Below are 25,627 nucleotides of genomic sequence, written 5' to 3' on the forward strand. Positions count from 1 at the left end.
AGGACGACGACAATCAGGGATGGAATACCCAGGGAGGAAGGCTCTTGTCCCCGCATTCCTTCTTCATTTGTTCAATCTTTTCAAGCGGCAGTCCGGTCAGTTCATGAATCGTGTCGGCATCATATCCTTTTGCCAACATTCATTTCGCAACATCCATCTTTGCTTTTTCCATTCCTTTCTCTATTCCTTTCTCCATGCCTCTTTGTTCGTATGAAACGATGAGTTCCATGACTTTAGCGGCCTCCTTCTCCTCCATTGTCTTCACCTCATTTCGCAATCGGATTTCTTCTTCATCCGATAACCGCAAATACGTTTCGAAAAAGCCGAACAACAGCCGCTGTTTCGCCTCATCCAACTCGAGACGAATGAGCATGCGCAAAAACTCTTTTTTCACTTCAATCCTTTCGTCTTCATTATAATTTTGCTTAACAAAGCGGCGGCGACCGGGTTGTCCTGACGGATGTACTCGCGCCATGGCAGTTGGCGCAGTTCCACCGTCAAAAAATGGAAGTCGAGAACGGTCAAAAACGGAAACTCCAGAGTGAAAGAGGAGGGTTCGTCGCGGGTGGCGTCATAGCTGAAGATGGCGATCGGGAGAATACGGCGGCGGTATTTTTGAAACAAGCGGCTGAAGTAGATGAACATTCGTTCAGAAAACGTTGATTGCGTGTAGCTTTGGTGTTCGATGTGGACAATGATCAGTCCATCTTCCCCTTTTTAGCTTCGTCTCGACCAATAGATCGACTCGATGTTTTTCTCCCGCGGTAACATCGGTCAGCATTTCTTCCGATAAAAAGGAAAGATGGTGAAAGTCAACATGCTCGTATACGCATGGGAAGAAGAGGAGAACAAATTCTTCAAAAAATGTACTTCACAACTCTTTAAACAGGTGATCATGGTCAATGCGCGTTTCTGACATGGTCTCCCTCCCGATGTATGTTTGGATTCCCATCGCTTTATTCGCCCTGCACAACGCAAAATCTTGCCTGCCCAAAGCGTTTTTCATAGAGGTTTTTTGTTCAAAGAAAGGAAATTGGGGGAAGATTGTCGAATTTTGATGATGATGGAAAAATGATGAAACCGACGGTCGCCTTGCCCGTATGTGTAGGTGAGGGGAAAGGAGGGAGGGGATTTGTTCGGCCATTCACCTGAAGTCGTGTACGGGACGGTGCTTGTTGTCAGTGCGTTGTTGACGGTTGTGTATTTTTTCTTTAGTGATGTGCTAGAGGGTGTATTGGATGCAGTGGACCACCCGTTGTTCAGTCCGCAGCTGATTCTATCGTTTTTCATTGTCGGCAGCGCCGTCGGATTGTTGGCTGAATGGTATACGGATTGGTCATCGGGCTTGATCTTCGGTCTAAGCGTTGGGGTGGCCCTTGCGATCGTGTTGCTTTTGCACTTTTTCGTCTTTTTGCCGCTCCGCTCGGCCGAGGCGTCGCTTGGGTATACGGACGCCGATTTGGAAGGGTCGCTTGCCAAAGTGATCGTCTCGGTGCCGTCCGATGGGTTCGGTGAAATTCTCATTTCCCGCAAAAGCGGCGCGGTGGCCAAACCCGCGAAAAGTGTAAACCACGAACCCATTCCATCGGGAGAAGACGTGATCGTCGTGCAAATGGAAAACGGCGTCGCGGTCGTAGCGAAGCACGATCCCTATCATCTTTCCATCTGAACAATGAAAGGGGAACACATTATGACTATTGCGCCATGGCTTGTGGTGATCGGCGTCGTCGTCCTGCTTCTTGTCGGACTCATTGCCATTTTCATCGCCCGCTACCGCACCGTCGGGCCGGACGAAGCGCTCATTGTCACCGGGAGCTACTTAGGAAGCAAAAACGTTCATGTCGACGAATCGGGAAACAAAATCAAAATCGTCCGCGGCGGCGGCACGTTTGTCGTGCCGATTTTCCAACAGGCCGAGCCGCTTAGTTTATTGTCGATCAAGCTCGATGTGCAAACGCCGGAAGTGTATACGGAACAAGGGGTACCTGTCATGGCCGACGGGGTGGCGATCATTAAAGTTGGCAGCTCGATCGGCGAAATCGCGACTGCGGCCGAGCAGTTTTTAGGCAAAACGCGTCAGGATATGGAAAACGAAGCGCGGGAAGTGCTTGAAGGTCATCTCCGCTCCATTCTCGGGTCGATGACAGTTGAAGAAATTTACAAAAACCGCGATAAATTCTCCCAGGAAGTGCAGCGTGTCGCTTCGCAAGATTTGGCGAAAATGGGGTTGGTCATCGTCTCCTTCACGATCAAAGATGTGCGCGACAAAAACGGCTATCTCGATGCGCTCGGGAAACCTCGCATCGCCCAAGTGAAGCGCGACGCCGATATCGCAACCGCCGAGGCGGAAAAAGAGACGCGCATCAAACGAGCCGAAGCCGATAAAGAAGCGCGCAAAGCGGAGCTCGAGCGGCTGACGGAAATCGCGGAAGCGGAGAAAATCAACCAGCTGAAGCTCGCCGAGTTCCGCCGCGAACAAGATATCGCCAAGGCGCGCGCCGATCAGGCGTACCACCTGGAAGAAGCGAAGGCGAAGCAGGAAGTCATGGCCCAGCAAATGCAAATTAAAATTATCGAGCGGCAAAAACAAATCGAGCTTGAAGAAAAAGAAATTTTGCGCCGCGAGCGGCAATACGACTCCGAGGTGAAGAAAAAAGCCGACGCCGAGCGCTATGCGATCGAACAAAAAGCGGCGGCGGAAAAGGCGAAGCAAATTGCCGAAGCCGATGCGCAAAAATACCGCGTCGAAACGCTGGCGAAAGCGGAAGCGGAGCGCATCCGCCTCGATGGGTTGGCGAAAGCCGAAGCGGAGAAAGCGAAAGGGGAAGCGGAAGCCGAAATCATCCGCCTGAAAGGTCTCGCCGAAGCGGAAGCGAAACAAAAGATCGCCGAAGCGTTCGAGCGCTACGGCCAAGCGGCGGTGCTCGACATGATCATCAAAATGCTTCCGGAATACGCGAAACAAGTGGCGAGCCCGCTGGCGAACATCGAGAAGCTGACGATCGTCGACACCGGCTCAGGAGCGGGGGGCGGCGCCAACCGCGTCACGGGCTATGCGACGAACTTAATGGCGAGCTTGCAGGAGACGTTAAAAGCCTCGACGGGCATCGATGTGAAGCAGCTGCTTGAGAATCTCACGGCAAGCAGCGCATCATCGGCCGTCACGACCAAGCCAGCTGTTTCCGAGAACGAGAATGCGAGCCGGTCATGAACGTGGTGTTACGGCGCTCTTGGTCGAACCAAGAGCGCTGTTTCTCATAAGCCATATTGCATCGTTCACGATATTCTTCGGAGTTGCGCATCAAGCGTTGTTTCGCTATGATGGGAACGAGTGGAATGGAAAAAGGGGAAGTAGGTTGATGACGATGAAACGAGCTCGAATCATTTATAATCCGACATCGGGGCGCGAGCTGTTTAAGCGCCATTTGCCCGATGTGCTCGTCCGGTTGGAAAAAGCGGGCTATGAAACATCGTGTCACGCCACCGAAGGGCCGGGGGATGCGACCAATGCAGCGCGGCGGGCGGCGGAGCGGGGGTTTGACCTTGTCGTTGCCGCGGGCGGCGACGGAACGATCAACGAAGTCGTCAACGGCATTGCCGATCAGCCGTACCGGCCGAAATTAGGCGTGATCCCCGTCGGGACGACGAACGATTTCGCCCGCGCGATCGGCGTGCCGCGCTCGATCGAAGGGGCGTGCGAGGTGATTGCCACGGGCGAGCCCGTCCCGATTGACATCGGCTCTGTGACGAACGAAGACAAAACGCGCTATTTCATCAACATCGCCGGCGGCGGCCGCCTGACGGAGCTCACCTACGAAGTGCCGAGCAAGCTGAAAACGATGCTTGGCCAGCTCGCCTATTACTTAAAAGGAATCGAAATGCTTCCGTCCATTAGGGCGACCGAAGCGCAAATCGAGTACGATGGCAAAATCTTCGAAGGCGAAATCATGATGTTTTTGGTCTCCCTCACGAACTCAGTCGGCGGCTTTGAAAAACTGGCGCCTGACTCATCATTGAATGACGGCCTGTTTGATTTTATCATTGTCAAGAAAACAAACTTGGCCGAGTTTATCCGTTTGGTCACGCTCGCTGCGCGCGGCGAGCATATCAACGATCCGCACATTATTTATACGAAGGCGAACCGGGTGAAAGTGCGCTCGCCGATGCAGCTGAACTTAGACGGCGAATTTGGCGGCATGCTTCCAGGGGAATTTGTCAATTTGTACCGCCATCTGGAAGTCATCATGCCGAAAGACAAGGCGGAACAAGTGAGAACAGGGAAATGATCCTGTTCTTTTCTTATGCCTCTAAGCCAATAAGGGAACGCTAACCATACAAACCCATTCGGCAGAAAGGAGACGAACATGACGAAGCAGCAAGCACCGGTGGCTAAAAACGACTACTATGACGTAACATTTACCGATTTGACCCATGACGGGCTCGGGGTGGCGAAAGTCGACGGCTTTCCATTGTTCGTGAAAAACGCGCTTCCCGGCGAGCGGGCGAACGTGAAAGTGATCAAAGTGAAAAAAGGATACGGGTACGGCCGCCTCATCGAGCTGTACGAACCAAGCCCGGACCGCGTCGAGCCCCCGTGCCCCGTCTATCGCCAATGCGGCGGCTGCCAGCTGCAGCACTTAAGCTACGGGGGCCAACTGAAGGCGAAAGAAAAGCAAGTGAAAGAAGTGCTCGCCCGCATCGGCAAGCTTGAAGGCGTCATCGTCCACCCCGTCATCGGGATGAAGAACCCATGGCGCTACCGAAACAAAGCGCAAGTGCCTGTCGGCGGGCGTGAAGGGGGCCTAGTCGCTGGTTTTTACAAAGAGCGGAGCCATGACATCATCGATATGGACGCTTGCCTCATCCAGCAGGAGAAAAACGACATCGTCGTCCAGACGGTGAAGCGCCTCGCCGAGCGCTATGGCATTCCGCCGTATGACGAGACGACGCATAAGGGCGTCCTCCGCCATATTGTCGCCCGCTATGGCGCAGCGACGGGAGAGGTGATGGTCGTCCTCGTCACCCGCACCGAACATTTGCCGCACGAACAAGACATCGTCCGCGCCATCGTCCGCGACATCCCGGATGTGAAGTCGATCGTGCAAAACATCAATCCCGAACGGACGAACGTCATTTTCGGCGCCAAAACGCGTGTGTTATGGGGAAGCGAGTTCATCACCGACCGCATCGGCGACATCCAATTCGCCATCTCGGCCCGCTCGTTTTACCAGGTCAATCCGGAACAGACGAAAGTGCTGTACGACAAAGCGCTTGAGTACGCCGAGCTGACTGGCGGGGAGACGGTCATCGACGCCTACTGCGGCATCGGCACGATCTCGCTTTTTTTAGCGAAAAAAGCGAAACACGTCTACGGCGTCGAAATCGTTCCGGAAGCGATCGAAGACGCGAGACGCAACGCCGAACTCAACAGCATCACGAACGTTACATTTGAAGTCGGCGCCGCCGAAGACGTCATTCCGCGCTGGTACGAAGAAGGCATCCGCGCCGACTGTCTCGTCGTCGACCCGCCGCGCAAAGGGTGCGACGCCTCGCTTTTGGAGACGATCATCGCCATGAAGCCGCCGCGCGTCGTCTACGTCTCGTGCAACCCAGCCACCTTGGCCCGCGACTTGCGCATCTTAGAAGACGGGGGCTACCGAACGCTTGAAGTCCAACCGGTCGACATGTTTCCGCACACGGCGCATGTTGAAAGTGTTGCAAAACTGGTATTGAAGGTGTAAGGCATAAATAAACTCTTGCGAAAATGAAAATAACGTTTTGCGAGAAACAAGGGGAAAGCATTCCTGTTAGGAGCTTTTCCGGGGACTTGATCAAAAAAAGCCCTCTTGGTATGATGCAGGGGTGTCAAACATCACTCACCATACCAAGGAGGACTTCAGATGAATTGTACACAAAATCATAAAATCGATCAAGTCACCGAACAAACGCTTGTCGTGGGAATCGATATCGCGAAACGAACCCACTACGCCTGCTTCGTGGATGACCGGGGGCGTGTGCTTCGTAAGTCTTTCCCGATCTTCCAGTCGAAAAAGGGCTTTCGGCAGCTGAATGAAGCGATTCAGGAGGCGATGCAAGCGTTCGGGAAGTCACAGGTGATCGTCGCCGTGGAACCGACCGGGCACTACTGGTTGAACCTGGCCTACTTTCTCGAGGAAAACGGGATCCCGCTGGTCATGGTCAACCCAGCGCATGTGTGCCGGTCGAAAGAACTCGATGACAACCTGCCGACGAAACACGACGCCAAAGACGCCCTGGTCATCGCCAGACTGGCGAAAGACGGACGATTCCTCGTCCCCCGGCTGTTGCACGAGATCGAAGCGGATTTGCGCGTCGGGAGCACCCTCAAAGAAAAGCTCCGCAAGGAACAGACGGCGGTGAAAAATGCGATCATTCGTTGGACCGATCGGTATTTTCCGGAGTTTTGGACGGTGTTTCGCGATCTGGGGAAAACGGCGCTTTCGGTGTTGGAGTGGACGCCGTTTCCGGCCGATATGGCGGGTCGGACCGCCGAGGAGCTCATCGAGGTGTACCGGCAAAGTGAAGGGCTGAAATGCCCGCAGAAGGCCAAAATTCAGGCGTTGATCGACGCCGCGAAGGACTCCATTAGGGTGACGGAAGGGACGACGATGGCCCGGTTTGAGATCGCCGCGCTCGTCCGCCAATACCGCCAATTCGAGGCCGAGATCGCGGCGCTGGACGCTGAATTGAATGCGTTGGTTCAAACGACGATGGAGTATCAATGGCTGAAAACGGTCGACAGGTTGGGGGACGCCACGATCATTGACCTGCTGGCGGAGATCGGCAGTTTCTCCCACTATCGGGACCCGCGTCAATTGGTGAAATTAGCGGGCCTGACGCTCAAGGAGAACTCCTCCGGCCAGCGCAAAGGGCAAAAGCGGATCTCCAAACGGGGGCGAAAACGGCTGCGATCGGTGCTGTTTCGGGCGGTGATTCCGCTGATCCGGCACAACGAGGCGTTTCGCGCGCTGCATGAGTATGACACGACCCGATCCGTCAACCCGCTGACCGGAAAACAGTCTATCGTGGCGTTATGCCGAAAACGGCTGAATGTGCTGTTTGCGATTTGTACGAAGAAACAAGCCTTTGACGCAGAGCGAATGATGCAGGACGTCTTGTCCCAGGTTCAAAACCGGGCGGCCTAAGGCCTCCCCCACGAACAGAAAAAACGTTTGACAACAGGATGACACCGGAGAAGCTGGCGTGATCTCCTCCATGCGACCTCGAGTCCCCAGGAAAGCTTGGCCGGCCTCCGCCTGATGACGAGACCGAACGAGGGAATGTTGGCGCCAAGACGCCCGGAGACATGGGAGGGTTCGTCCTCATCAGCGATGCGGAGATCCAAGGGTGCATCGAATACGCTCCCCCACGTCAGGAAAATGTATCCAGCCGTGACCGCGAAGCGCACCCTGGTTCTGTAAGATATCCACAAAACTGAAAAAGGATGTAAGGGATTTTGTCGAAAAATATTTTTTTGACACCCCTGAGAGGCCGCAAAGCCTTGATATATCAACATTTCTAGAGGGAGGTGCAGAGAATTACAACTTGACATGGAGCCTCTGGGGGCGTGATTAAAAAGCCAGAAAGCCAGCAATATCAAGGGCTGGCTACGCCTAAAAAGGCTATCACGCCCCCCACTCCATGTCAAGTTGGCCTAAGCCAAATTCTCTGCAGATCTCTGCATTTTTATTTTGCAATAAACACACAACTATACACCCTATACACATTGGCCATCGAAAGTAAACTTTTTAACAGGTTAGTAACGCCTTGACTCATTACTTTTCTTAACGAGATGATAACTTAAAAACAACTTAAAAACAAGGCGGAGCGATCCGCCTTTTCTTTAACCAAAATAAGCGATAATTAAACCCTCGACAAACAACGACCTACACTTCTTCCAACTGAACCTGCTTACAAATAATTTTTAGCAGCGGCTCTTTATAATCAAAGGTATAGATATGAAAATGGTCAAATCCACTTGAATTTACTTCTACATTTTCGAAGCGAATAATGGTAAACAAGCTATCAAAATGGAGATCATCCCTTGACATTTCTAGTATTGCCTTTTTTATTTTGTACTCCACAGTCAGGCAATCCTTAAAATGCAACGCTAATGTTCTATTTTCCTCTCTATTCTCCTGTGTATCCCAATAATAGTCGATTGTTATAGATAAATCTAACGGATTGTTCCATTTCATATCCGTTATAATGCTATCCGTGAAGTCAAAATGATCTTTGATCTCTCTATAATTGTTGGCGATAATCATTTTATTCACCTACTCTCCAAAATAAAAATGCGTCAAATCTCTTAATTCTTTTCTAGTAGCGCTAGAAGGAAAGTTACCGTTTTTGTCCAGATAATTCCCAGACTTGTTTTGCACTCTGAAGTAAGGCGTTCCTTCCCCTGGGCTTGCATGAATACGTACTACCATCCCTGTGTTAGGATCTGTAAATATAGTGGCCGGACCACTTTTTCTACCACCAGGTTGCACCTCCTTTTCCCATCCTTGTTTTTCAAGATATTTAATCAATTCATATGGACTAGTATTTGTGGCAAGTTGTTCAAGGTCAGAATATTTTCCGAGTATTTTCCCAAAAGAATTTATTTCGTAACTGTTCAGCCATTACATAGAAAAAGTTTACGAGATCGGGTTTATTTCTGCCCCTCTTGTCTATACTAGTACCATCCAAGACAAGGGAGGTGAACACGATGGCAAACGTTGTTTTTGATTTCCAACAAGCGGTCTTCACACTCGAAAGCATGGTGGCAAAAATCGAACACCAAGCACAAACGATTGAAAAACTCATCCGAGAAAACGAGCAGCTGCGTCAAGAAAACCAACGGCTTCGACAAGAAAACCAACAATTAAAAACACGTATCGCAGAATTAGAAGCCCGTACGAAAAAAAACAGTACCAATAGCCATTTACCGCCGTCCTCTGACCGGTTTGTGGCAAAATCTCCTTCTCGCCAAAAGTCGGAGAAACAGCCGGGAGGACAGCCGGGGCACCGAGGAACGACGCTCCACCAAGTCCCCAATCCTGACCACCGAGTCCTTCACCGCGTTACCCAATGCGAAGGATGTGGTCACTCTTTGGAAGAGGTCGTTCCTTTTCGAGTAGATATCCGCCAAGTGTTCGATCTCCCTGTGGCTCGAATGGAAGTGACTCAACATGAGCGGGAAATCAAGCGTTGTCCGGAATGCCGACTTGTCCAGCAGGCGGAGTTCCCTTTCTATGTAACCAATCATGTACAATATGGACCGGTCATCACTTCGCTCATTTTATACTGGAATCATGCGCAGTTGATCCCGTGCGAGCGTGTCACGGAGATGGTCAAAGCGCTAGTCGATCATTCGATGAGTGCAGGCACAGTCGTGAACATGACGAGACGATGGCTCCCTGTGTTCGAAGCAGCGCTTGAAGAGATGGAAGCGGCGTTGCTCGCTTCCAAGACGTTGCACGTCGATGAAACAAGTTTGCGTGTGAACGGAAAGAACCAATGGGTGCACGTGGCTTCCACTGCCAAGGTCACCCGATACGGACTGCATCGTTCCCGTGGAAAGCAAGCGACGGACGACATCGGGCTCTTGCCACGGTACAAAGGAACGATGGTGCACGATGCGTATTCGGTGCACCCGATGTACACAGAGGCGAGCCATGCCCTTTGCCACGCCCATCATCTCCGGGAGCTTCGGGCATATACAGAACTTTACGGTCATTCATGGTCCAAAGAGATGAGCGAAGCGCTGTTGAAGATGAAACAGGCGGTGGAGAACGCGGGCGGAGCGCTGCCGAAGGAGGAAGTCCGGTATTGGGAAGCCGTGTACGACGAGCTTCCAGCGAATGGCCGCCGAGAACTCGAGGAGCGTTGCCGACAAGGCAAGCATGAAGGCGCCCGCAACGCGCAGAATTTCATCCAGCGCCTAGAAAAGCGCAAGCAAGAAGCGCTTCTCTTCCTGCGAAAGAAAGAAGTGCCGTTTGACAACAACCAAGCCGAGCGCGATTTGCGGATGGTGAAAGTCAAACAAAAAATTTCTGGAACGTTTCGTCAGGAAGACGATGCCGAGGCTTTCTGTGTCATTCGCAGCGTCATTTCCACCCTGCAAAAACATGAGAAACCGGTTTGGGAATCGTTGCAAAGACTTCTAAGTGGGGAGTCTCTCCAAACGATTCTCCATTCCTCCTAGGGCATTTTCGATACGGGAAATGCCCTATTGGTGCTGGATTCTAAAAATCTCACTAGTATTGGGCTGAATGGATACTCTGTCGCACGGTCAATTTCAACAGCAAAAATACGTCCATCTCTAAATTTCAGTTCCGCGTCTGGTCGGTAATGATGTTCCTTTCCGTCCATTATGTACTCTTTTGCTGCATAGAGATTGGTTCGATAGGAACACTCGGTATCTAGGTCTATTGCGTTTATTTGTTTAAAAAACTCAATAAGCATAAGGTGATGAGGAAGTTGATTGAGTGTTGGTTTATATAGGTCATAAGGAAAATCTCCATAACTTTCGACAAGTGAGCAATAAGGTACTATCCATCCTTCTCCTTTTTTTCCCTGTTCAATATTCAGTAAATACTTAGCAAATTCATATCCTTGTTCAGTCAGATAATACAGCGAACCACGAGAAATATTACCTTGCAAGCGATAAGAGGTTACTATATAAGTTGCAATTTTGTTTTACATGGCATTGTTCGCTCTTCTTGCCACCGTGCCAGCTTGTCAGGTGATAAAGACGGGACATGGAGATCAGAAATTCTTTATTGCAACTTATATAGTTTCTGCTTTTTCAATTTTCGTAAATAGTTGTACACCGACTTTTCTTGTGCAAGGGTGTAGTGTTTACCGTAAAGGATATGCGCTATTTGAGTAGCAGTCATCCCTCTGTATCTGAACAAATATTCAACAATCACTTCGGCATAATAAGAAAGGTCGTATCCAAGAGAATAAGACATGAAAGATCCCCCTTTATAAAAATAGTCATAAAAATAGTCAAATAAGGTGTAAATATTGTCGGGCTTTTGCCGCGTACATATAAAAATGGATAAGTGTCAAGCGTTTCTAGTCTTGAGCTGTTCGTAACTATTTCAGAAATTGTAGTTACTCATTAATCATGAGTAACTAAGAAAGAAAATGAATTTCCTAGCCTGTTACTTTCTCAATTACTTCCCTGGTGTTTCGTTAGATGACAAACTTCATTACTACATAAATTTCTAGGAACACAAAAAAGCGACCTTACATTTTGTAAGCTCGCTTCTTTCTATCCCTTCATTCAGTTTTATTTGCTCCATCCCCACGCGCCCGAAAAAAAGACATACGGGTAGCAGGGTGATTTTTTATGTTCCTCTTGAAAGGTAAAAGAATCCTGGTTGAACCAGAATACTTCCTTTCCGCTCCATCCACCGCTGACGGTGTTTGCTAACATAACCCATGCATCCAAAAGGATGTTTAGTGAACTTCCCGCTCACCAATAAATGGTGGCACTTTTTATTCTACACCATTTTTTATGTATTTTAAATAGCGAAACCGCAAAAAAAAAATGCCTGCTCATCATTGGCAAGCGTTGTTTACAGAACTTGCATGCGGTTGAAGATTCTAGCGAGTTGTTCCAAAGATAACGCAATCGCTCGTTCTTTGCTGCGATCAACAAATTTGACTAACGATTTCGTATTAACTCACATTTCGCACCCTCTCAACGAAAATCGGGAGGATTTTTTCGTTCCGATGTCGAATGAATCCTTGACACACAAGGAAAGTGAAGGAGTTTTTCTCTCATGGATGTGCGAGTCAAAGCGGTCTATCGCAATTCTTATTTGAATATAATAAGTGCTCAAGTCAAGGAACTGGGCCTGCCCCCATTGATTGACCATCTCGTTCCCGCCCACCCGCAGTGCCAGACTCGAGCCAGCGATGCCGTTCAGGCCATCCTCTACAATATGTTTGACGGCCGGCAAGCCCTCGTTCACCTGGAGCGATGGGCTCAGGAGATCGATCTGGAAAAACTCATCCGTTCCGGGCTCCATCCTTCCTGGTTGAATGACGATGCGCTGGCTCGTCATCTCGACCGCTTGTATGAGGCCGACATTCACAAGGTCATCAGCACTTGCTTGATTCAGATTTATCGCAAAGAAGGCCTTTCCCTCCGAGCCTTTCACGCCGATGCGACGGACAAGACCGTTTACGGCGCCTATGAATCGGCCTCGTTAGCGGCTCTGCAGATCACACATGGCTACAACCGCCATCAACATTGGCAAAAACAGATCGGCTTCGGACTCGTCGGCAACGAGGACGGCATCCCGTTTTACGGCGATGTGCACGACGGCAGCCTGCCTGACAAAACGTGGAATTCCCAAGTGAGATCCCGTGTCCATGAACAGTTCAAACAAGCCAAGATCGACGATGAATGGATTTACGCGGCCGATTCCGCCGCGATGACGAAAGACACCTTGGCGCAAACGAAAGCCGCCAACGCCTTTTTGATCACGAGAGGCCCTTCGTCGCTTCGGATCGTGAAACGAGCATTAGCGGAGGCCGATTCGCCTCACATCCCGTGGAGCGAACCTTTTGCCTTGGCGGAGAGAAACGGCGCCACGCATCGGGTATGGGAAACGGCCTCGACCTATGAAGGCCATCCCGTACGCTTGATCGTCGTCGAATCGAGCGCGCTCGACCAGCGCAAAAGAAAAACGCTCGAAAAAGAACGGGCCAAAGAAGCGGAGCTTCTTCGCGAGGAACAAGAGCGTTGGGAGCGCCATCCCTTCTCCTGCCGGGAAGACGCGGAACAAGCCTTGACATCCCTCAAGGCGTCCCTTCGCCCTTGGTTTCATCGGGTCAAGGCCGCGGTCGAAGAGATCGTGCGTCCGAAAAAACGGCGCGGACGGCCGAAAAAAGGGGCGGAACCTGAGACGGAGACGCTGTACACCCTTCGCCTAAACGTCGAATTCAACCAACAGGCGTGGGAACAGGCGAGGCGGAAAGCGTCCCGGTTTGTCCTCGTGACGACCGTTCCGAAGGAATGGAAGGGTCAACCTATGGATGCCCAAGAGATCTTGAAGCTGTATAAAGGGCAAATCTCGGTGGAAATGAACTTCGCGTTTTTGAAAGATCCGTTTTTCACGGATGAGATTTACGTCAAAAAACCAGAACGGGTCGCCGTATTGGGCTATTTGTTTCTGTTGGCCTTGGCGATTTACCGTGTTTTTCAGCGCCGGGTGCGTCCGTTCATCACACCGGAATGCCCGTTAAAGGGCGCTGGAGGCCGCAAGCTGACCCGGCCAACCGGACAGGCGATTTTTCAGCTGTTTCAATATGTGAACGTCATCCTGCTGGAGCTGCCGGATGGACGCATCCAACGCGCACTGGATCGCCCCCTCAACCCGGATCAGCGAAGGATTTTGCAGGGATTGGGCATGGATGAGAGCATTTATGTGTAACGTGATACGGAACGACGAGCGATGGTAAAAAAAGGATTGCCATCGCTAGTCGTGTTGGTCGGAAAGTTATTCTAAAAAACTAAATAAAAAATCCTTTGTTTTGACTTTGTTAGGGTGCGAAATGTGAGTATTAAGATTATCAAGAAATACCGCTGTTGCTTCATAACCTTGAGCGGTTATGTACACGTCAATTCGTGCTTTATATTTTCCAACCTCGCGATAAAGTTCATCCACTTTGTATCCTGCCATATAAGCTCCCCCTTTGGACGATAAAATACGACGAAAGTTGAACTATTCCCTCTTTATGTTGGCAGGCATATAGTGTTAAGTGTTTATCTCTTCCTCGATTCGCTTAATAACGTCAACCAAACTCCCGTTAATCATGCTGCCGCTAAACTGCAGTACTTTCCATCCCTTGCTTCTCAAATAAGCATCCTTTTGTCTGTCCCTTGCTTTTTGTGCTGGTGTAGAATGATAAGCTTTCCCATCACATTCAATAGCAATTTTGTATTGAGGTAAGGCAATATCAATTCGATAACGAGCGGGAGGGATGACATATTGCGTTTTCACATAATAGCCGCTGATTTTTAACGCCTCATGCAATCGCCGCTCGATAGGGCTTTCGCATCTTATGTATTCATAATCGATGTGTGGCGCTGGTAACGGATTTTTCTTTAATCGAACCTGATGAAAGATAAACAACACAAAGCTAAAACCAAGAAGCCCTAAAAGTACAATGTAATCAACCATAACGACATCACCGGTATTAAGTTCGCCAGCTGCAAACAAAATGAACCGTCGCTATGCGGACGGTTCAAATATCAAAAAAATCTTTAGCTTTTATATTCATGCAACATATCTTCCAATACTTCTATATCAGGTATAACGTTTCTTTTTAAAATTATTCCATCATTTGCTACTAATAATGCCTGTGGTACTACTTTTATGGAATAATTCTTAAAAACTAATGGATCATTTATGTATATTACATTTTCGGTTAGTTCTTCTATTATTTCAGTATCATTTATCATTTTATTCTCATTTAATACTACAAATTTTATATTATATTTATTAACAAATCGTTTTAAATTAACTATTATATTTCTACAAATTGAGCAATTTGTATCTATAAAGAGGAAGCAAGTTACTTTAGCTTCTTTTAGGATGCTTTTGCTATTTATTCTCGCACCGTGTTGGTTTACTGAAGTGAAATGAGGTATCTTATCACCTGCTCTTAGCTCTTTAAATGAAGGCATTCTATCTATTATAGCTTTTACCATTTTAGACAAATAAAATATAAAAATGGTCTGCATAGTTACAATACTTAATAAAACAAATACTAAAGTTAATATGTCATTTTGACTCATTAGATAAACTCCTCACTTTTTAAAGTAGATTTTCAATATACTTAAACTATCATTAAGTATTGATAATGCTAATAAATTATTTATTCCTAATATAAAAGAAATAAGTTTTATGATAAAAGGTACTTCTCCGTCATCTACAGAGCCCATCGTTGAAATTAATAGAAGGATTAATATCAATATACTGTTTCGTACAATGAGCAAAGAGTGTATATTGTTACCTTTCATTAAGCCGCCGCACCCACATGAAATTTCAGTATTGCCTCTTTTTATGTTAATCATTATTGCTAGTGAGTAAATTAATAGTAAAAGTATCCCCAAAAGTATACTTATGTTTTTTTGAAAGTTAATTAATAAAGAACAAGATATATATATTTCTGAAAAAACAGTGAATATGTAAAAGATAAAAATATATTTTTGAGGTATGATACGATAATCAGCAATTTCTTTTAAATGTCGTTCCCGAGTTCGACAGTCACTAGGCAAACAAAATGCCTCTCATCCCTTGATACAACAGGGACGAGAGGCATTTGGGCATACTTCGGGCGTGTATCTAGGCGCGAGGATGGATGCCTAGAATCTTCGGAGGAGGCTCCAGCCCTAGAGTTGCAAAGAGTTTCGCTTGTTTGGCCGTCAGTTCAGTTCGTTGATGCAGGCCGCCGTTTTTGGAAGAAAAATGTCCAAGCATGAGACGCTCGCATTCGTCTCTTACGTTGGGCCGCGATTCATGAGTCAGGAGAAAGAAATCGCGAAATACTTTTGGCCAGAAGCTCCAAGACGGCGCGATCCACCTCGTCTTCGCGCCCAAACGAATCCATCACCTTGGTTTTCGCCTATTTGTCCTTGGGATCCCATTCGTTGTGAGCAAGCTGGAGATAGGCCACGGTCGTTCCATCTTTGTTTTTGCGTGTTACTCGCCGTATGTACATGCCTATATTATAACCGATATTCAGCTGTTTTAAAAGTTAAAATAAACAAGTCGTGTGCCTATGAAATTCAGCATTTTTTTCTAGGATCCGCATTGCGAAATCTTTGATATAACAGCATTTTGGCCATTTTCATTTGCCTAAAATGGCCTCAAAACTGTCGAACTCGGGTCGTTTAAATCCAACAATTTTACTAAATGATGTAGAAAGAAATAAAAGTCCGATAGCGTAAGAAAGGCTTAATTCTAGAATTTTCATTTATTTTCACCTTCAATTATTTATTTTTAATTTTTTACACTTCTTTTCAATATGAATGCTCTTTTTAAGCCATTTAGTATAAATTGAGATGATATAATTGTTAAAGAAAAAAATACAATTGGTATAAGTGGGATCCAAGGGGTAATGCTTATTACTTGATAGCTGTCACCAATGAGTCCTGACCATTCATAGGAAATCGTTTTCGGAGGATCCATCTGCATATAGTCGACATAGGTGCCTCCAAAAAACAATTGCAGCACCCCTAGATGAGCCATCACCATTAATACTTGGATAAATTGCTGAATGGACAGCAGCACCCAATTTTCCAAAACATGCGGAAGCACATGCACTTTGAAAATATGCCATTTGGAACCGCCTAATATTTTAGCAGCTTGGACAAACTCTTCCCTATACACTCTCCGTATATCATTGGCAATATAAAATGACAACGTTGGAAGAGCAAGAACCGTCAAAACAAATACTTCAAATACGGCCCGTTTCCAAAAAGGATGCGGAAACCCGTCGATCGGCATCCACAGCACATTGACTAAAATAAAGTAAGCGATTAACGTTAATGGAACGACAGTAAAACTATCAAAAAAGTTTTCTAGTTTTGGAATCCATTTTTTGCAGTATACTCCTAACGTTCCCCCGATAATAATGGACAAAGCCATGCGCAACATTGTGATGAGCAAAGCGATTCCTATAGTAAATTTTGCTCCTTGTATAATAATATGAAGCATGTCATATCCATTGCGATCAGTCCCTAATGGAAAACGAAGAGAAGGCGCAAAAGGAGGAGTGCCGATGACATTACCGTTTTTATCAAAAAGAATTGGAACTTGTCGAATGTTCCCATCATTGATCATGCTGTTTAACAAACTTAATAGGAGCAATATGCTGATAAAAAGGAACCCCAGCATAAATAACTTGTCCCGGATCAATATACGAATCAAGCTACTTCTCCCCTTTCCACATCTGTGGAAGAAATAAATAAGAGATTTTATAAAATAAAAAGACAGGGATATATAATAATAACACCCCGAGCGCAAACACTTCCGGAGTATGATATTCAAGCAAAAAAGCAGTAATGCCGCTCACATTAAATACATACTCGATCATAATCAAGTTCGAAAGCATAAACCAAATCATTGTTTTCGAATAATAAAGCAATCCTAGCGCTACGTTCCGCAGCACATGCTTATTCAAAATATAGAAAAAAGACAGCCCTTTCGAAAAAGCGTATTCTACATATGGTTTGCGAAGTTCGTTTTCATATTGCTGCAAAAGCAGCTTTGCAAACAACAGAGAAATCGGAATACTCAGACAAGTAATGGGCAAAAAAAGGCTTCTTTCCTCTCCTACGGAAGCAAGCTGAAAGATGAGCCAGCCGGTCTTTTTAAATATTGCAATTACGATTAACTGAAAGGTCACGATAATCAGCAGATCGGGCAAGGATTCAAAAAAAGCCAATATCATTTTGATTCGCTCCATATGGCTCCGAAAGAAAAGAAGCGTGATATACGTTATCACCCATGCTAATATTAGTGCTACCACGATTGCCAATCCGCATAATAGAAGCGACTCCCGATAATGAATAAGAATTTGCGGGAATACTTTTCTATTCATTCCATATTCGATACTCAGTGGATGAATAAGCTTCATGATGATGTATCCTAATGTTTTTACATATTCCTTTACATTGATCGAAATATTATGAAATAAGCTGGGAAAACCGCTGACCATCACTACTCCTAGGATTGCAAGTAAGCATTCTAATATTATTCCAGCAATGAATTTCATCATTCTTATCAATAACGTTCCTCCTTTCTAATAAATTAATTTTGTAACATAATAAAAAATTGGCTGTATTATTAATTTTCTATTTTTCTACAAATATTTATTCATTTTTAATCCTGATCCCTCTATTTTCTATATAGATGCAACGAAAAAGTTTAACATATCCTTGACGGAAAGTCGCTTCTCCATTTTTCGACTGTCGAAGGCAAGCCACAGCTTGCCTCCGTCACGCCAAGGCGTGACGGAAGACCGAACAACCACCCGCTTCACAGACCTATACATGGGTCTGGAAGCGCGTTGTTCGGTCGCCCGACAGTCGAGCAAATGCTCGGTAAAAGCGACAAATGTTAAAGCTTCAAATTGCATCTATATAGATATTCGCCACGAAATGTACTTGACAATCAGATTTTTTTTGAATCGTGGCACAAAAAACGTAATTTCCTGTATGGTAAAGATGACCTAAACATTAACCAGGGAGGAAATTTCATTTGCAATCCTAGTTTATCAAATATTTTATTTATTTACCATATTTTAATATTCAAAGAGGAACGAAAAGGGGGAGATCGGTGGATTTTCGAGCTTTTCCCTACCCTTCATTGTTCGATCTGTCCAGCTTGCTTCGGGACGTACAACAAGAATGTTATTAAAGCGAAAACAATAGATTCATGGCTATACATTTACCATCGCTAGTCGTTCCGTATCACGTTACACATAAATGCTCTCATCCATGCCCAATCCCTGCAAAATCCTTCGCTGATCCGGGTTGAGGGGGCGATCCAGTGCGCGTTGGATGTGCCCATCCGGCAGCTCCAGCAGGATGACGTTCACATATTGAAACAGCTGAAAAATCGCCTGTCCCGTCGGTCGAGTCAGCTTGCGGCCTCCAGCGCCCTTTAACGGGCGTTCCGGTGTGATGAACGGACGCACCCGGCGCTGAAAAACGCGGTAAATGGCCAAGGCCAAGAGAAATAAATAGCCCAATACCGCAACCCGTTCTGGCTTTTTGACATCAATCTCATCCGTGAAAAAGGGGTCTTTCAAAAAAGCGAAGTTCATTTCCACCGAGATCTGCCCTTTATACAGCTTCAAGATTTCTTGGGCATCCATTTGTTGACCCTTCCATTCCTTCGGAACGGTCGTGACGAGGACAAACCGGGACGCTTTCCGTTTCGCCTGTTCCCACGCCTCGTGATCGAATTCAATGTCAAGGCGCAGGAGATGCAGCGTCTCCATCTCGGGTTCCGCCCCTTTTTTCGGCCGTCCGCGCCGTTTTTTCGGACGCACGATCTCTTCGACGACGGCCTCGACCCGATGAAACCGAGGGCGAAGGGACGCCTTGAGGGATGTCAAGGCTTGTTCCGCGTCTTCCCGGCAGGAGAAGGGATGGCGCTCCCAACGCTCTTGTTCCTCGCGAAGAAGCTCCGCTTCTTTGACTCGTTCTTTTTCGAGCGTTTTTCTTTTGCGCTGGTCGAGCGCGCTCGATTCGACGACGATCAGCCGAACCGGGTGGCCTTCATATGTCGAGGTCGTTCCCCATACCCGGTGCGTGGCGCCGTTTCTCTCGGCCAGCGCAAAGGGATCGCTCCACGTGATGTTGGCGGCCTCGGCCTCCGCTAATGCTCGTTTCACGATCCGAAGCGACGAAGGGCCCCTGGTGACCAAAAAGGCGTTGGCGGCTTTCGTTTGCGCCAAGGTGTCTTTCGTCATCGCAGCGGAATCCGCCACGTAAATCCATTCATCGTCGATCTTGGCTTGTTTGAACTGTTCGTGGATCCGCGACAGCACCTCAGGATTCCACGCCTTATCAGATAGATTGCCGTCGTGCACATCGCCGTAAAACGGGATGCCGTCCTCGTTGCCGACGAGTCCGAAGCCGATCTGTTTTTGCCAATGTTGATGGCGGTTGCAGCCATGTGTGATCTGCAGAGCCGCTAACGAGGCCGATTCATACGCTCCGTAAACGGTTTTGTCCGTCGTATCGGCGTGGAACACCCGAAGAGGAAGGCCTTCTTTCCGATAAAGATGAATTAAGCAGGTGCTGATGACGTTGTGAATGCCGGCCTCATACAGACGGTCGAGATGACGAGCCAGCGCATCGTCATTCAACCAGGAAGGATGGAGCCCGGAACGGATGAGTTTTTCCAGATCGATCTCCTGAGCCCATCGTTCTAGGTGAACGAGGGCTTGCCGGCCGTCAAACATATTGTAGAGGATGGCCTGAACGGCATCGCTGGCTCGAGTCTGGCACTGCGGGTGGGCGGGAACGAGATGGTCAATCAATGGGGGCAGGCCCAGTTCCTTGACTAGAGCACTTATTATATTCAAATAAGAATTGCGATAGACCGCTTTGACTTGCACATCCATGAGAGAAAAACTCCTTCACTTTCCTTGTGTGTCAAGGATTCATTCGACATCGGAACGAAAAAATCCTCCCGATTTTCGTTGAGAGGGTGCGAAATGTGAGGTAGATGATGGCCTGAACGGCATCGCTGGCTCGAGTCTGGCACTGCGGGTGGGCGGGAACGAGATGGTCAATCAATTGGGGCAGGCCCCATTTCTTGAATAGGGCACTTATTATATTCAAATAGGAATTGTGATAGACCGCTTTGACTTGAACGTTCATGAGAGAAAAACTCCTTCACTTTCCTTGTGTTTCAAGGATTCATTCGACATCGGAACGAAAAAATCCTCCCGATTTTCGTTGAGAGGGTGCGAAATGTGAGTTGGAAAACGAAATAAACATCCCCTTCCTCTGTAATGCTGGACGGGATGCGAGGGGAATATTTTTAAAATACAGAATAACATTATAAAAATTATTGAAATAAAAATTTGTGATATTTTATAATATAACTTGGCTGCGTGTTATACAACAAAGTCATTGATCAGCGAGGAGGGATCTAGTTGATTGAAAAAGCGGTCGAGACGGTGAACGGGTGGCTGTGGAGCCCTTTCTTAATTGCTTTTATTGTATGTTGTGGTTTGTATTTTAGCATTCGCACCCGATTTTTGCAAATTCGCCACGTAAAAGAGATGATCCGGCTTGTGACGACAGGGAAGGGCTCTGACGCGGGGGTCTCGTCCTTCCAAGCGTTGACGATGTCTTTATCCGGCCGCATCGGCGTCGGAAACGTCGCGGGAACCGCCACCGGGATTGCTTACGGGGGGCCGGGCGCCGTCTTTTGGATGTGGGTCATCACCTTTATCGGTGCGGCGACGGCGTATGTCGAGTCGACGCTGGCGCAAATTTATAAAGAGGAACAAGATGGACAGTACCGCGGCGGCCCGGCGTTCTATATTGAAAAGGGGCTTGGCTGGAAGTGGTTTGCGGTTGTGATTGCCGCGGCGATCCTTCTCTCCATGGCGGTGTTGATGCCGGGAATTCAAGCGAATTCGATCGCGGATGGCTTTTCGAATGCGTTTGGCATTCCGAAACTGGTGACGGGAATTTTCGTGATCGCCGTTCTTGGTTTTACGATTTTTGGAGGGGTGAAGCGGATCGCCAAAACGGCGGAGATTGTCGTTCCGTTTATGGCGCTAGGCTATTTGTTGGTCGCGATTGCGATTATTGCGGTGAATATTGAAAAAGTCCCGGATGTTTTTGGCCTGATTTTCAAAAGCGCTTTTGGCGCTGATCAAGTGTTTGGCGGAATTATTGGGTCGGCTGTGATGTGGGGTGTCAAGCGCGGCCTTTATGCGAATGAAGCTGGTCAAGGGACGGGCGCTCACCCGGCGGCGGCGGCGGAAGTGTCCCACCCAGCAAAGCAGGGGCTTGTACAAGCATTTTCGATTTATTTGGATGTGTTCTTAGTTGTGACGGCGACCGCATTGATGATTTTGTTTACGGGTCAATACAATGTCATAAACGAAAAAACGGGGGAACCGATTGTTGTTCATTTGAAAGGAGTGGAACCGGGCGCGGGCTATACGCAAGCGGCTGTTGACACGCTCTTCCCGGGATTCGGTTCGGCCTTTATCGCGATTGCCCTTTTCTTCTTCGCTTTTACGACGATGTACGCGTATTACTATATTGCCGAGACGAACCTCGCTTATCTCGTGCGCAGTGAAAAGAGGGGAATCGCCTTCTTTGCCCTCAAAGTGATCTTTTTGGCCGCTACTTTCTATGGAACGGTCAAAACGGCCACGACAGCGTGGGCGATGGGCGACATCGGCCTCGGTATCATGGTGTGGCTGAACTTGATTGCGATTCTGCTGCTGTTTAAGCCTGCCTATATGGCCCTAAAAGATTATGAAGAACAGCTGAAGCAAGGGAAAGATCCGGAATTCAACGCGTCGAAATACGGAATCAAGAACGCGAAATTCTGGGAAAATGGATATAAGAAATGGGAAGAAAAGAAGGAAAAAGCGTTGTAACCGATTCAATGGTTCAAGGGTGTCCCAAAAGCGGCGGGACGCCCTTTTTCCATCATAATCTATACGGATGAGGAACACTTCCGTGAGGCAATCTCTAGCGATTGTCAGTGATGCGCTGCCGCAAGTGGTTCGCCACCAATGCTTCGATTCGTGGCGGGAGGTTCAAACTCCTGCATGGCAACGACGCGCCGCAACGTTCAGTTCCATTTCGGAGGCGCTATATCTTTTCCTTCACCTGAAAGCGCCCTTTTTTGCACAGGATTATGGCGTTTACACGTTCGTAAAGCCAATAAATGGGATAGAGTGTAACAAGAAACACGATGATTGTCGGCACGTGATCGACGATTGGCCAATAAGCGGCTGCATATGCCTTGATTCGGACGGTCACGAAAATAAACAACGGGACGATGCATGCGGCGGCTAGCAGCAAAAACGGGGTGACTCTCGTTTCTTTCAGCTTCACATCGCAATACGGGCATTTCATCGTCCAAGGCGAGGAAAAATGCATGACATCTTTGACTGTAATTGGATTTGTGCATTGCGGGCAAGAGATGAAAGGTTCCATTCTTTTCTTCCCCTTCCTTACAGAGCGATAGGGGGCGTGTAGATCATCGCTTGAACCGTCTTTGCACCCCTGTGAATACATGCGATTTTTGTCATCATGATGGCTCCTCATCCGCTTCCACCAAATGCTTGAGAGCTGCAAGCCGTTCATCCCAATACTGTTCAAAGAAAGAAAGCCATGTTTTTAGTTCGGCGAGAGGTTCGGGCTCTAGCTTGTACCTCGTTTCACGCCCTGCTTTTCGACAGCTGACCAAACCCGCTTCCGCTAGTATATGAAGATGTTTGTTGACGGCTGTGCGGCTGATCGGAAAGAATTGGGCAATCGCGGCAATCGACAATTCGTTGTCGGCCAAAAGCTGCAACATCTGGCGGCGGGTCGGATCGGCGATGGCGTGAAACACATCGTGCTTCGACGGGGAAGCGGCCTGTTTATCCTTCGATGTATGCGGGAAGTTTTTGGTTGACAATGTTCTCCCACCCGTCATCCATAATCTTGCGGACGACTGTGTGAGGCTGCCCAAATTCCGTTGTTTTTTCTGCATCCCATCCGGAATGGATCAAGGTGAATTCTGTTTTTCCATCTTCTAATGCTTTTAATACAAACGTAAGGTGCCAATCTTTTCCCCAGTCAAACCCCAAGAGGTTGGGTGGATCGAGCTCCGTCACTTTGCATGGCGAATCGCCGAATGGCCCTGCGTGCAAAACAAACTGGTGGCCTAAAATCGGCTCAAACGTATTGGGCATCCACCACGTCGCAATGCCTTCGGATGTCGTCACCGCTTTCCATACTTTTTCAATGGGGGCATTCAATACGATCGTTTTGCGGATTTCCGGCAATGTCGGCTTTGCTTGCATCATGAACCCTCCAGTTATTAATTTAACACCAATAGGTGTCATAAATAAATATATCACCTTTTGGTGTTAAAAACAAGTAGAGACGAATGAAGCATCCTTGTTCAATCGGTCTCCCTCATCCAATCTCCAGTCTTCTAACGGGCCGGTGATTCAATGAAAAAGCAGCTCAAAACAGGATCTTCTCAAGTTGAGAAGCTTTGTAAAATCGGTTATTCTTTTCCGACGAACCCTATCGATTTGGCAAAAATAATCGCTTTTCACCCAAAGCGAATGATGTTCTGCAGTTTTAACATCTTTCCGAAAGAAGTCTCCCACTTCTAAACGAAGTGAAAGTGGGAGATGAATTTCGGTGAGGCGTAGGTATGAGTTGTTTCTTTTTTTGTGTTATGATATAATCAGTATTAGAAAAATTAAAGGTTGTTGTATTAATGAAATTAGACAGTAATAACCATTCAGTATTCCTGTTGTATTATCATCTTGTTCTGGTTGTAAAATATCGCAGACAAGTGATTGATGATACCATATCTGACTATGCAAAAGATATGTTTGTGAGATTGGGGAAAAATTACAATATTTCCTTGGTCGAATGGAATCACGATATGGACCATGTGCATATTTTGTTCAAAGCACATCCGAATAGTGAACTATCAAAGTTCATCAATGCCTATAAAAGTGCAAGTTCTCGACTGATTAAAAAGCATTTTCCGCAAGTGAAAAGAAAACTGTGGAAAGAATATTTTTGGTCAAGAAGTTTTTGCCTGCTTACAACGGGCGGCGCCCCCCTTGAAGTAATAAAAAATATAGAAAATCAAGGGATGAGGTGATGTGGTATCGATATGGTAAACAAAGCCTATCAGTTCCGCTTGTACCCAACAAAAGAACAAGAACAGCTGCTTGCCAAAACCTTCGGTTGTGTCCGTTTCGTTTATAACAAAATGCTTGAAGAACGCATACAAATTTATGAAAAGTTCAAAGACGACAAAGAAGCTTTGAAAAAACAAACATTTCCGACCCCTGCCAAGTACAAAAAGGAGTTTCCTTGGCTTAAAGAAGTGGATAGCCTTGCGCTGGCAAACGCCCAATTGAATTTGCAGAAAGCGTTTCAAAATGTCTTTTCGGGTCGTGCTGGATTTCCAAAGTTCAAAAACCGCAAGGCGAAACAGTCGTACACCACAAATGTGGTCAATGGCAATATTCAACTTTCAGATGGCTATATCAAGTTACCCAAACTGAAATGGGTCAAGTTCAAGCAACATCGGGAGATTCCTGCCCACCATATCATCAAGGCTTGTACGATCACGAAAACAAAAACAGGAAAGTACTATGTTTCTATTCTCACCGAATACGAACATCAACCTGTATCAAAAGAAATACAAACGGTTGTTGGGCTTGATTTTTCCATGAATACGCTGTATGTCGATAGCGAGGGTAAGAGAGCCAATTATCCTCGTTTCTATCGGCAAGCATTGGAAAAATTAGCGAAAGAACAACGGATATTATCACGCCGAAAGAAGGGTTCTAATCGTTGGCACAAACAGCGTTTGAAAGTAGCGAAGCTACATGAGAAAATAGCGAACCAACGAAAAGACTTTCTGCATAAGGAGTCGCACCAATTAGCGAAACTTTATGATTGCGTGGTCATCGAAGACCTCAACATGAAAGGGATGTCGCAAGTCCTGAATTTCGGCAAGAGCGTTCATGACAACGGCTGGGGGATGTTCACGACATTTCTCCAATACAAGTTAGAGGAGCAAGGGAAAAAGCTTATCAAAATAGATAAGTGGTTTCCGTCATCTAAAACTTGTTCATGTTGCGGTCAAGTAAAGGAATCTTTATCGCTTTCTGAGCGTACATTCCGCTGTGAATGTGGATTCGAGAGCGACAGGGACGTCAATGCGGCAATCAATATCAAACATGAGGGCATGAAACGATTCGCGATAGCCTAACTTGTCCTCGAACCGTGGGACACACGGGGATCGCTCAGTCAACTTCCCGTCATGAGATGGGATTACCT

Annotated in this window: 21 protein-coding genes and 3 pseudogenes; 10 read left to right on the plus strand and 14 right to left on the minus strand. The window is 47.2% G+C overall.

Going from position 1 to position 25,627, the window contains the following annotated elements:
* Positions 1-13: 13 nt before the first annotated feature.
* Positions 14-919: pseudogene (locus BJQ97_RS02140) on the minus strand (Rpn family recombination-promoting nuclease/putative transposase).
* Between the two features lie 213 nt (positions 920-1,132).
* Here BJQ97_RS02140 and BJQ97_RS02145 point away from each other — a divergent pair.
* The 5 genes from BJQ97_RS02145 (at position 1,133) to BJQ97_RS02165 (ending at position 7,184) form a co-directional block, all read left to right on the plus strand.
* Positions 1,133-1,669 (plus strand): NfeD family membrane protein, encoded by a 537-nt coding sequence (locus tag BJQ97_RS02145; protein ID WP_160155324.1) that lies wholly within the window; start codon positions 1,133-1,135, stop codon positions 1,667-1,669.
* A 21-nt stretch (positions 1,670-1,690) separates the two neighbouring features.
* Positions 1,691-3,211: a flotillin lipid rafts scaffold protein FloT gene (locus BJQ97_RS02150; protein WP_160155325.1), complete on the plus strand. Its 1,521-nt coding sequence runs from the start codon at positions 1,691-1,693 to the stop codon at positions 3,209-3,211.
* A gap of 154 nt (positions 3,212-3,365) precedes the next feature.
* Entirely contained in the window at positions 3,366-4,286 is a 921-nt protein-coding gene (locus tag BJQ97_RS02155; protein WP_160157515.1) for a diacylglycerol kinase, read from the plus strand.
* 78 nt (positions 4,287-4,364) lie between these two features.
* Complete coding sequence (gene rlmD / locus BJQ97_RS02160; RefSeq protein WP_160155326.1) at positions 4,365-5,741, plus strand: 23S rRNA (uracil(1939)-C(5))-methyltransferase RlmD; 1,377 nt, start codon at positions 4,365-4,367, stop codon at positions 5,739-5,741.
* Between the two features lie 159 nt (positions 5,742-5,900).
* A complete protein-coding gene (locus BJQ97_RS02165) occupies positions 5,901-7,184 on the plus strand; it encodes an IS110 family RNA-guided transposase (RefSeq protein ID WP_160155327.1) in 1,284 nt (427 codons plus the stop codon).
* 741 nt (positions 7,185-7,925) lie between these two features.
* On the opposite strand, the gene BJQ97_RS02170 is transcribed toward BJQ97_RS02165, so the two are convergent.
* On the minus strand, positions 7,926-8,306 hold the full coding sequence (locus tag BJQ97_RS02170) for a hypothetical protein (RefSeq protein ID WP_052523765.1): 381 nt from the start codon (positions 8,304-8,306) through the stop codon (positions 7,926-7,928).
* Between the two features lie 443 nt (positions 8,307-8,749).
* Between BJQ97_RS02170 and tnpC the strand changes: the two genes are divergently transcribed.
* Both tnpC and BJQ97_RS02185 read left to right on the plus strand, forming a co-directional pair.
* A complete protein-coding gene (tnpC, locus tag BJQ97_RS02175) occupies positions 8,750-10,228 on the plus strand; it encodes an IS66 family transposase (RefSeq protein WP_160155328.1) in 1,479 nt (492 codons plus the stop codon).
* Between the two features lie 1,588 nt (positions 10,229-11,816).
* Entirely contained in the window at positions 11,817-13,475 is a 1,659-nt protein-coding gene (locus tag BJQ97_RS02185; protein WP_160155330.1) for an IS1634 family transposase, read from the plus strand.
* Positions 13,476-13,541: 66 nt separating this feature from the next.
* On the opposite strand, the gene BJQ97_RS02190 is transcribed toward BJQ97_RS02185, so the two are convergent.
* The 9 genes and pseudogenes from BJQ97_RS02190 to BJQ97_RS02230 all read right to left on the minus strand — a co-directional run.
* Positions 13,542-13,724 carry a hypothetical protein gene (locus BJQ97_RS02190; RefSeq protein WP_160155331.1) on the minus strand — a complete coding sequence of 61 codons (183 nt, stop codon included), beginning with the start codon at positions 13,722-13,724 and terminating at the stop codon, positions 13,542-13,544.
* 75 nt (positions 13,725-13,799) lie between these two features.
* Positions 13,800-14,225 carry an endonuclease domain-containing protein gene (locus BJQ97_RS02195; protein ID WP_160155332.1) on the minus strand — a complete coding sequence of 142 codons (426 nt, stop codon included), beginning with the start codon at positions 14,223-14,225 and terminating at the stop codon, positions 13,800-13,802.
* A gap of 83 nt (positions 14,226-14,308) precedes the next feature.
* Complete coding sequence (locus tag BJQ97_RS02200; protein ID WP_160155333.1) at positions 14,309-14,842, minus strand: redoxin family protein; 534 nt, start codon at positions 14,840-14,842, stop codon at positions 14,309-14,311.
* A gap of 12 nt (positions 14,843-14,854) precedes the next feature.
* Complete coding sequence (locus BJQ97_RS18130; RefSeq protein WP_160155334.1) at positions 14,855-15,325, minus strand: MauE/DoxX family redox-associated membrane protein; 471 nt, start codon at positions 15,323-15,325, stop codon at positions 14,855-14,857.
* A gap of 245 nt (positions 15,326-15,570) precedes the next feature.
* Positions 15,571-15,768, minus strand: a pseudogene (locus BJQ97_RS18135) (IS1634 family transposase); the annotation flags it as partial.
* A gap of 281 nt (positions 15,769-16,049) precedes the next feature.
* Positions 16,050-16,979 carry an ABC transporter permease gene (locus BJQ97_RS02215; protein WP_236567108.1) on the minus strand — a complete coding sequence of 310 codons (930 nt, stop codon included), beginning with the start codon at positions 16,977-16,979 and terminating at the stop codon, positions 16,050-16,052.
* A 1-nt stretch (position 16,980) separates the two neighbouring features.
* Complete coding sequence (locus BJQ97_RS02220; protein ID WP_236567340.1) at positions 16,981-17,829, minus strand: ABC transporter permease subunit; 849 nt, start codon at positions 17,827-17,829, stop codon at positions 16,981-16,983.
* A gap of 699 nt (positions 17,830-18,528) precedes the next feature.
* On the minus strand, positions 18,529-20,187 hold the full coding sequence (locus BJQ97_RS02225) for an IS1634 family transposase (protein WP_160155335.1): 1,659 nt from the start codon (positions 20,185-20,187) through the stop codon (positions 18,529-18,531).
* A 91-nt stretch (positions 20,188-20,278) separates the two neighbouring features.
* Positions 20,279-20,446 (minus strand): annotated as a pseudogene (locus BJQ97_RS02230) (DUF4277 domain-containing protein); the annotation flags it as partial.
* Between the two features lie 278 nt (positions 20,447-20,724).
* Here BJQ97_RS02230 and BJQ97_RS02235 point away from each other — a divergent pair.
* On the plus strand, positions 20,725-22,194 hold the full coding sequence (locus BJQ97_RS02235) for an alanine/glycine:cation symporter family protein (RefSeq protein WP_160155337.1): 1,470 nt from the start codon (positions 20,725-20,727) through the stop codon (positions 22,192-22,194).
* A gap of 217 nt (positions 22,195-22,411) precedes the next feature.
* Here the strand turns inward: BJQ97_RS02235 and BJQ97_RS02240 are convergent, their stop codons facing one another.
* From BJQ97_RS02240 to BJQ97_RS02250, 3 genes are all read right to left on the minus strand, one after another.
* Positions 22,412-22,759 carry a hypothetical protein gene (locus BJQ97_RS02240; RefSeq protein ID WP_160155338.1) on the minus strand — a complete coding sequence of 116 codons (348 nt, stop codon included), beginning with the start codon at positions 22,757-22,759 and terminating at the stop codon, positions 22,412-22,414.
* Positions 22,760-22,853: 94 nt separating this feature from the next.
* Positions 22,854-23,225 (minus strand): ArsR/SmtB family transcription factor, encoded by a 372-nt coding sequence (locus tag BJQ97_RS02245; RefSeq protein ID WP_160155339.1) that lies wholly within the window; start codon positions 23,223-23,225, stop codon positions 22,854-22,856.
* The gene (locus tag BJQ97_RS02250; RefSeq protein ID WP_160155340.1) at positions 23,188-23,613 is read right to left on the minus strand and encodes an SRPBCC family protein; all 426 of its coding nucleotides are present in this window, start codon (positions 23,611-23,613) and stop codon (positions 23,188-23,190) included. Before BJQ97_RS02250 ends, BJQ97_RS02245 begins: the two co-directional genes overlap by 38 nt.
* 428 nt (positions 23,614-24,041) lie before the next feature.
* Between BJQ97_RS02250 and tnpA the strand changes: the two genes are divergently transcribed.
* The gene (tnpA, locus tag BJQ97_RS02255) at positions 24,042-24,437 is read left to right on the plus strand and encodes an IS200/IS605 family transposase (protein WP_160155341.1); all 396 of its coding nucleotides are present in this window, start codon (positions 24,042-24,044) and stop codon (positions 24,435-24,437) included.
* A 12-nt stretch (positions 24,438-24,449) separates the two neighbouring features.
* Positions 24,450-25,559 (plus strand): RNA-guided endonuclease InsQ/TnpB family protein, encoded by a 1,110-nt coding sequence (locus BJQ97_RS02260; RefSeq protein ID WP_160155342.1) that lies wholly within the window; start codon positions 24,450-24,452, stop codon positions 25,557-25,559.
* The last annotated feature ends 68 nt before the right edge of the window (positions 25,560-25,627 follow it).

It is taken from the genome of Geobacillus sp. TFV-3 (genome assembly GCF_009901865.1).
Classification (GTDB): domain Bacteria; phylum Bacillota; class Bacilli; order Bacillales; family Anoxybacillaceae; genus Geobacillus; species Geobacillus thermoleovorans_A.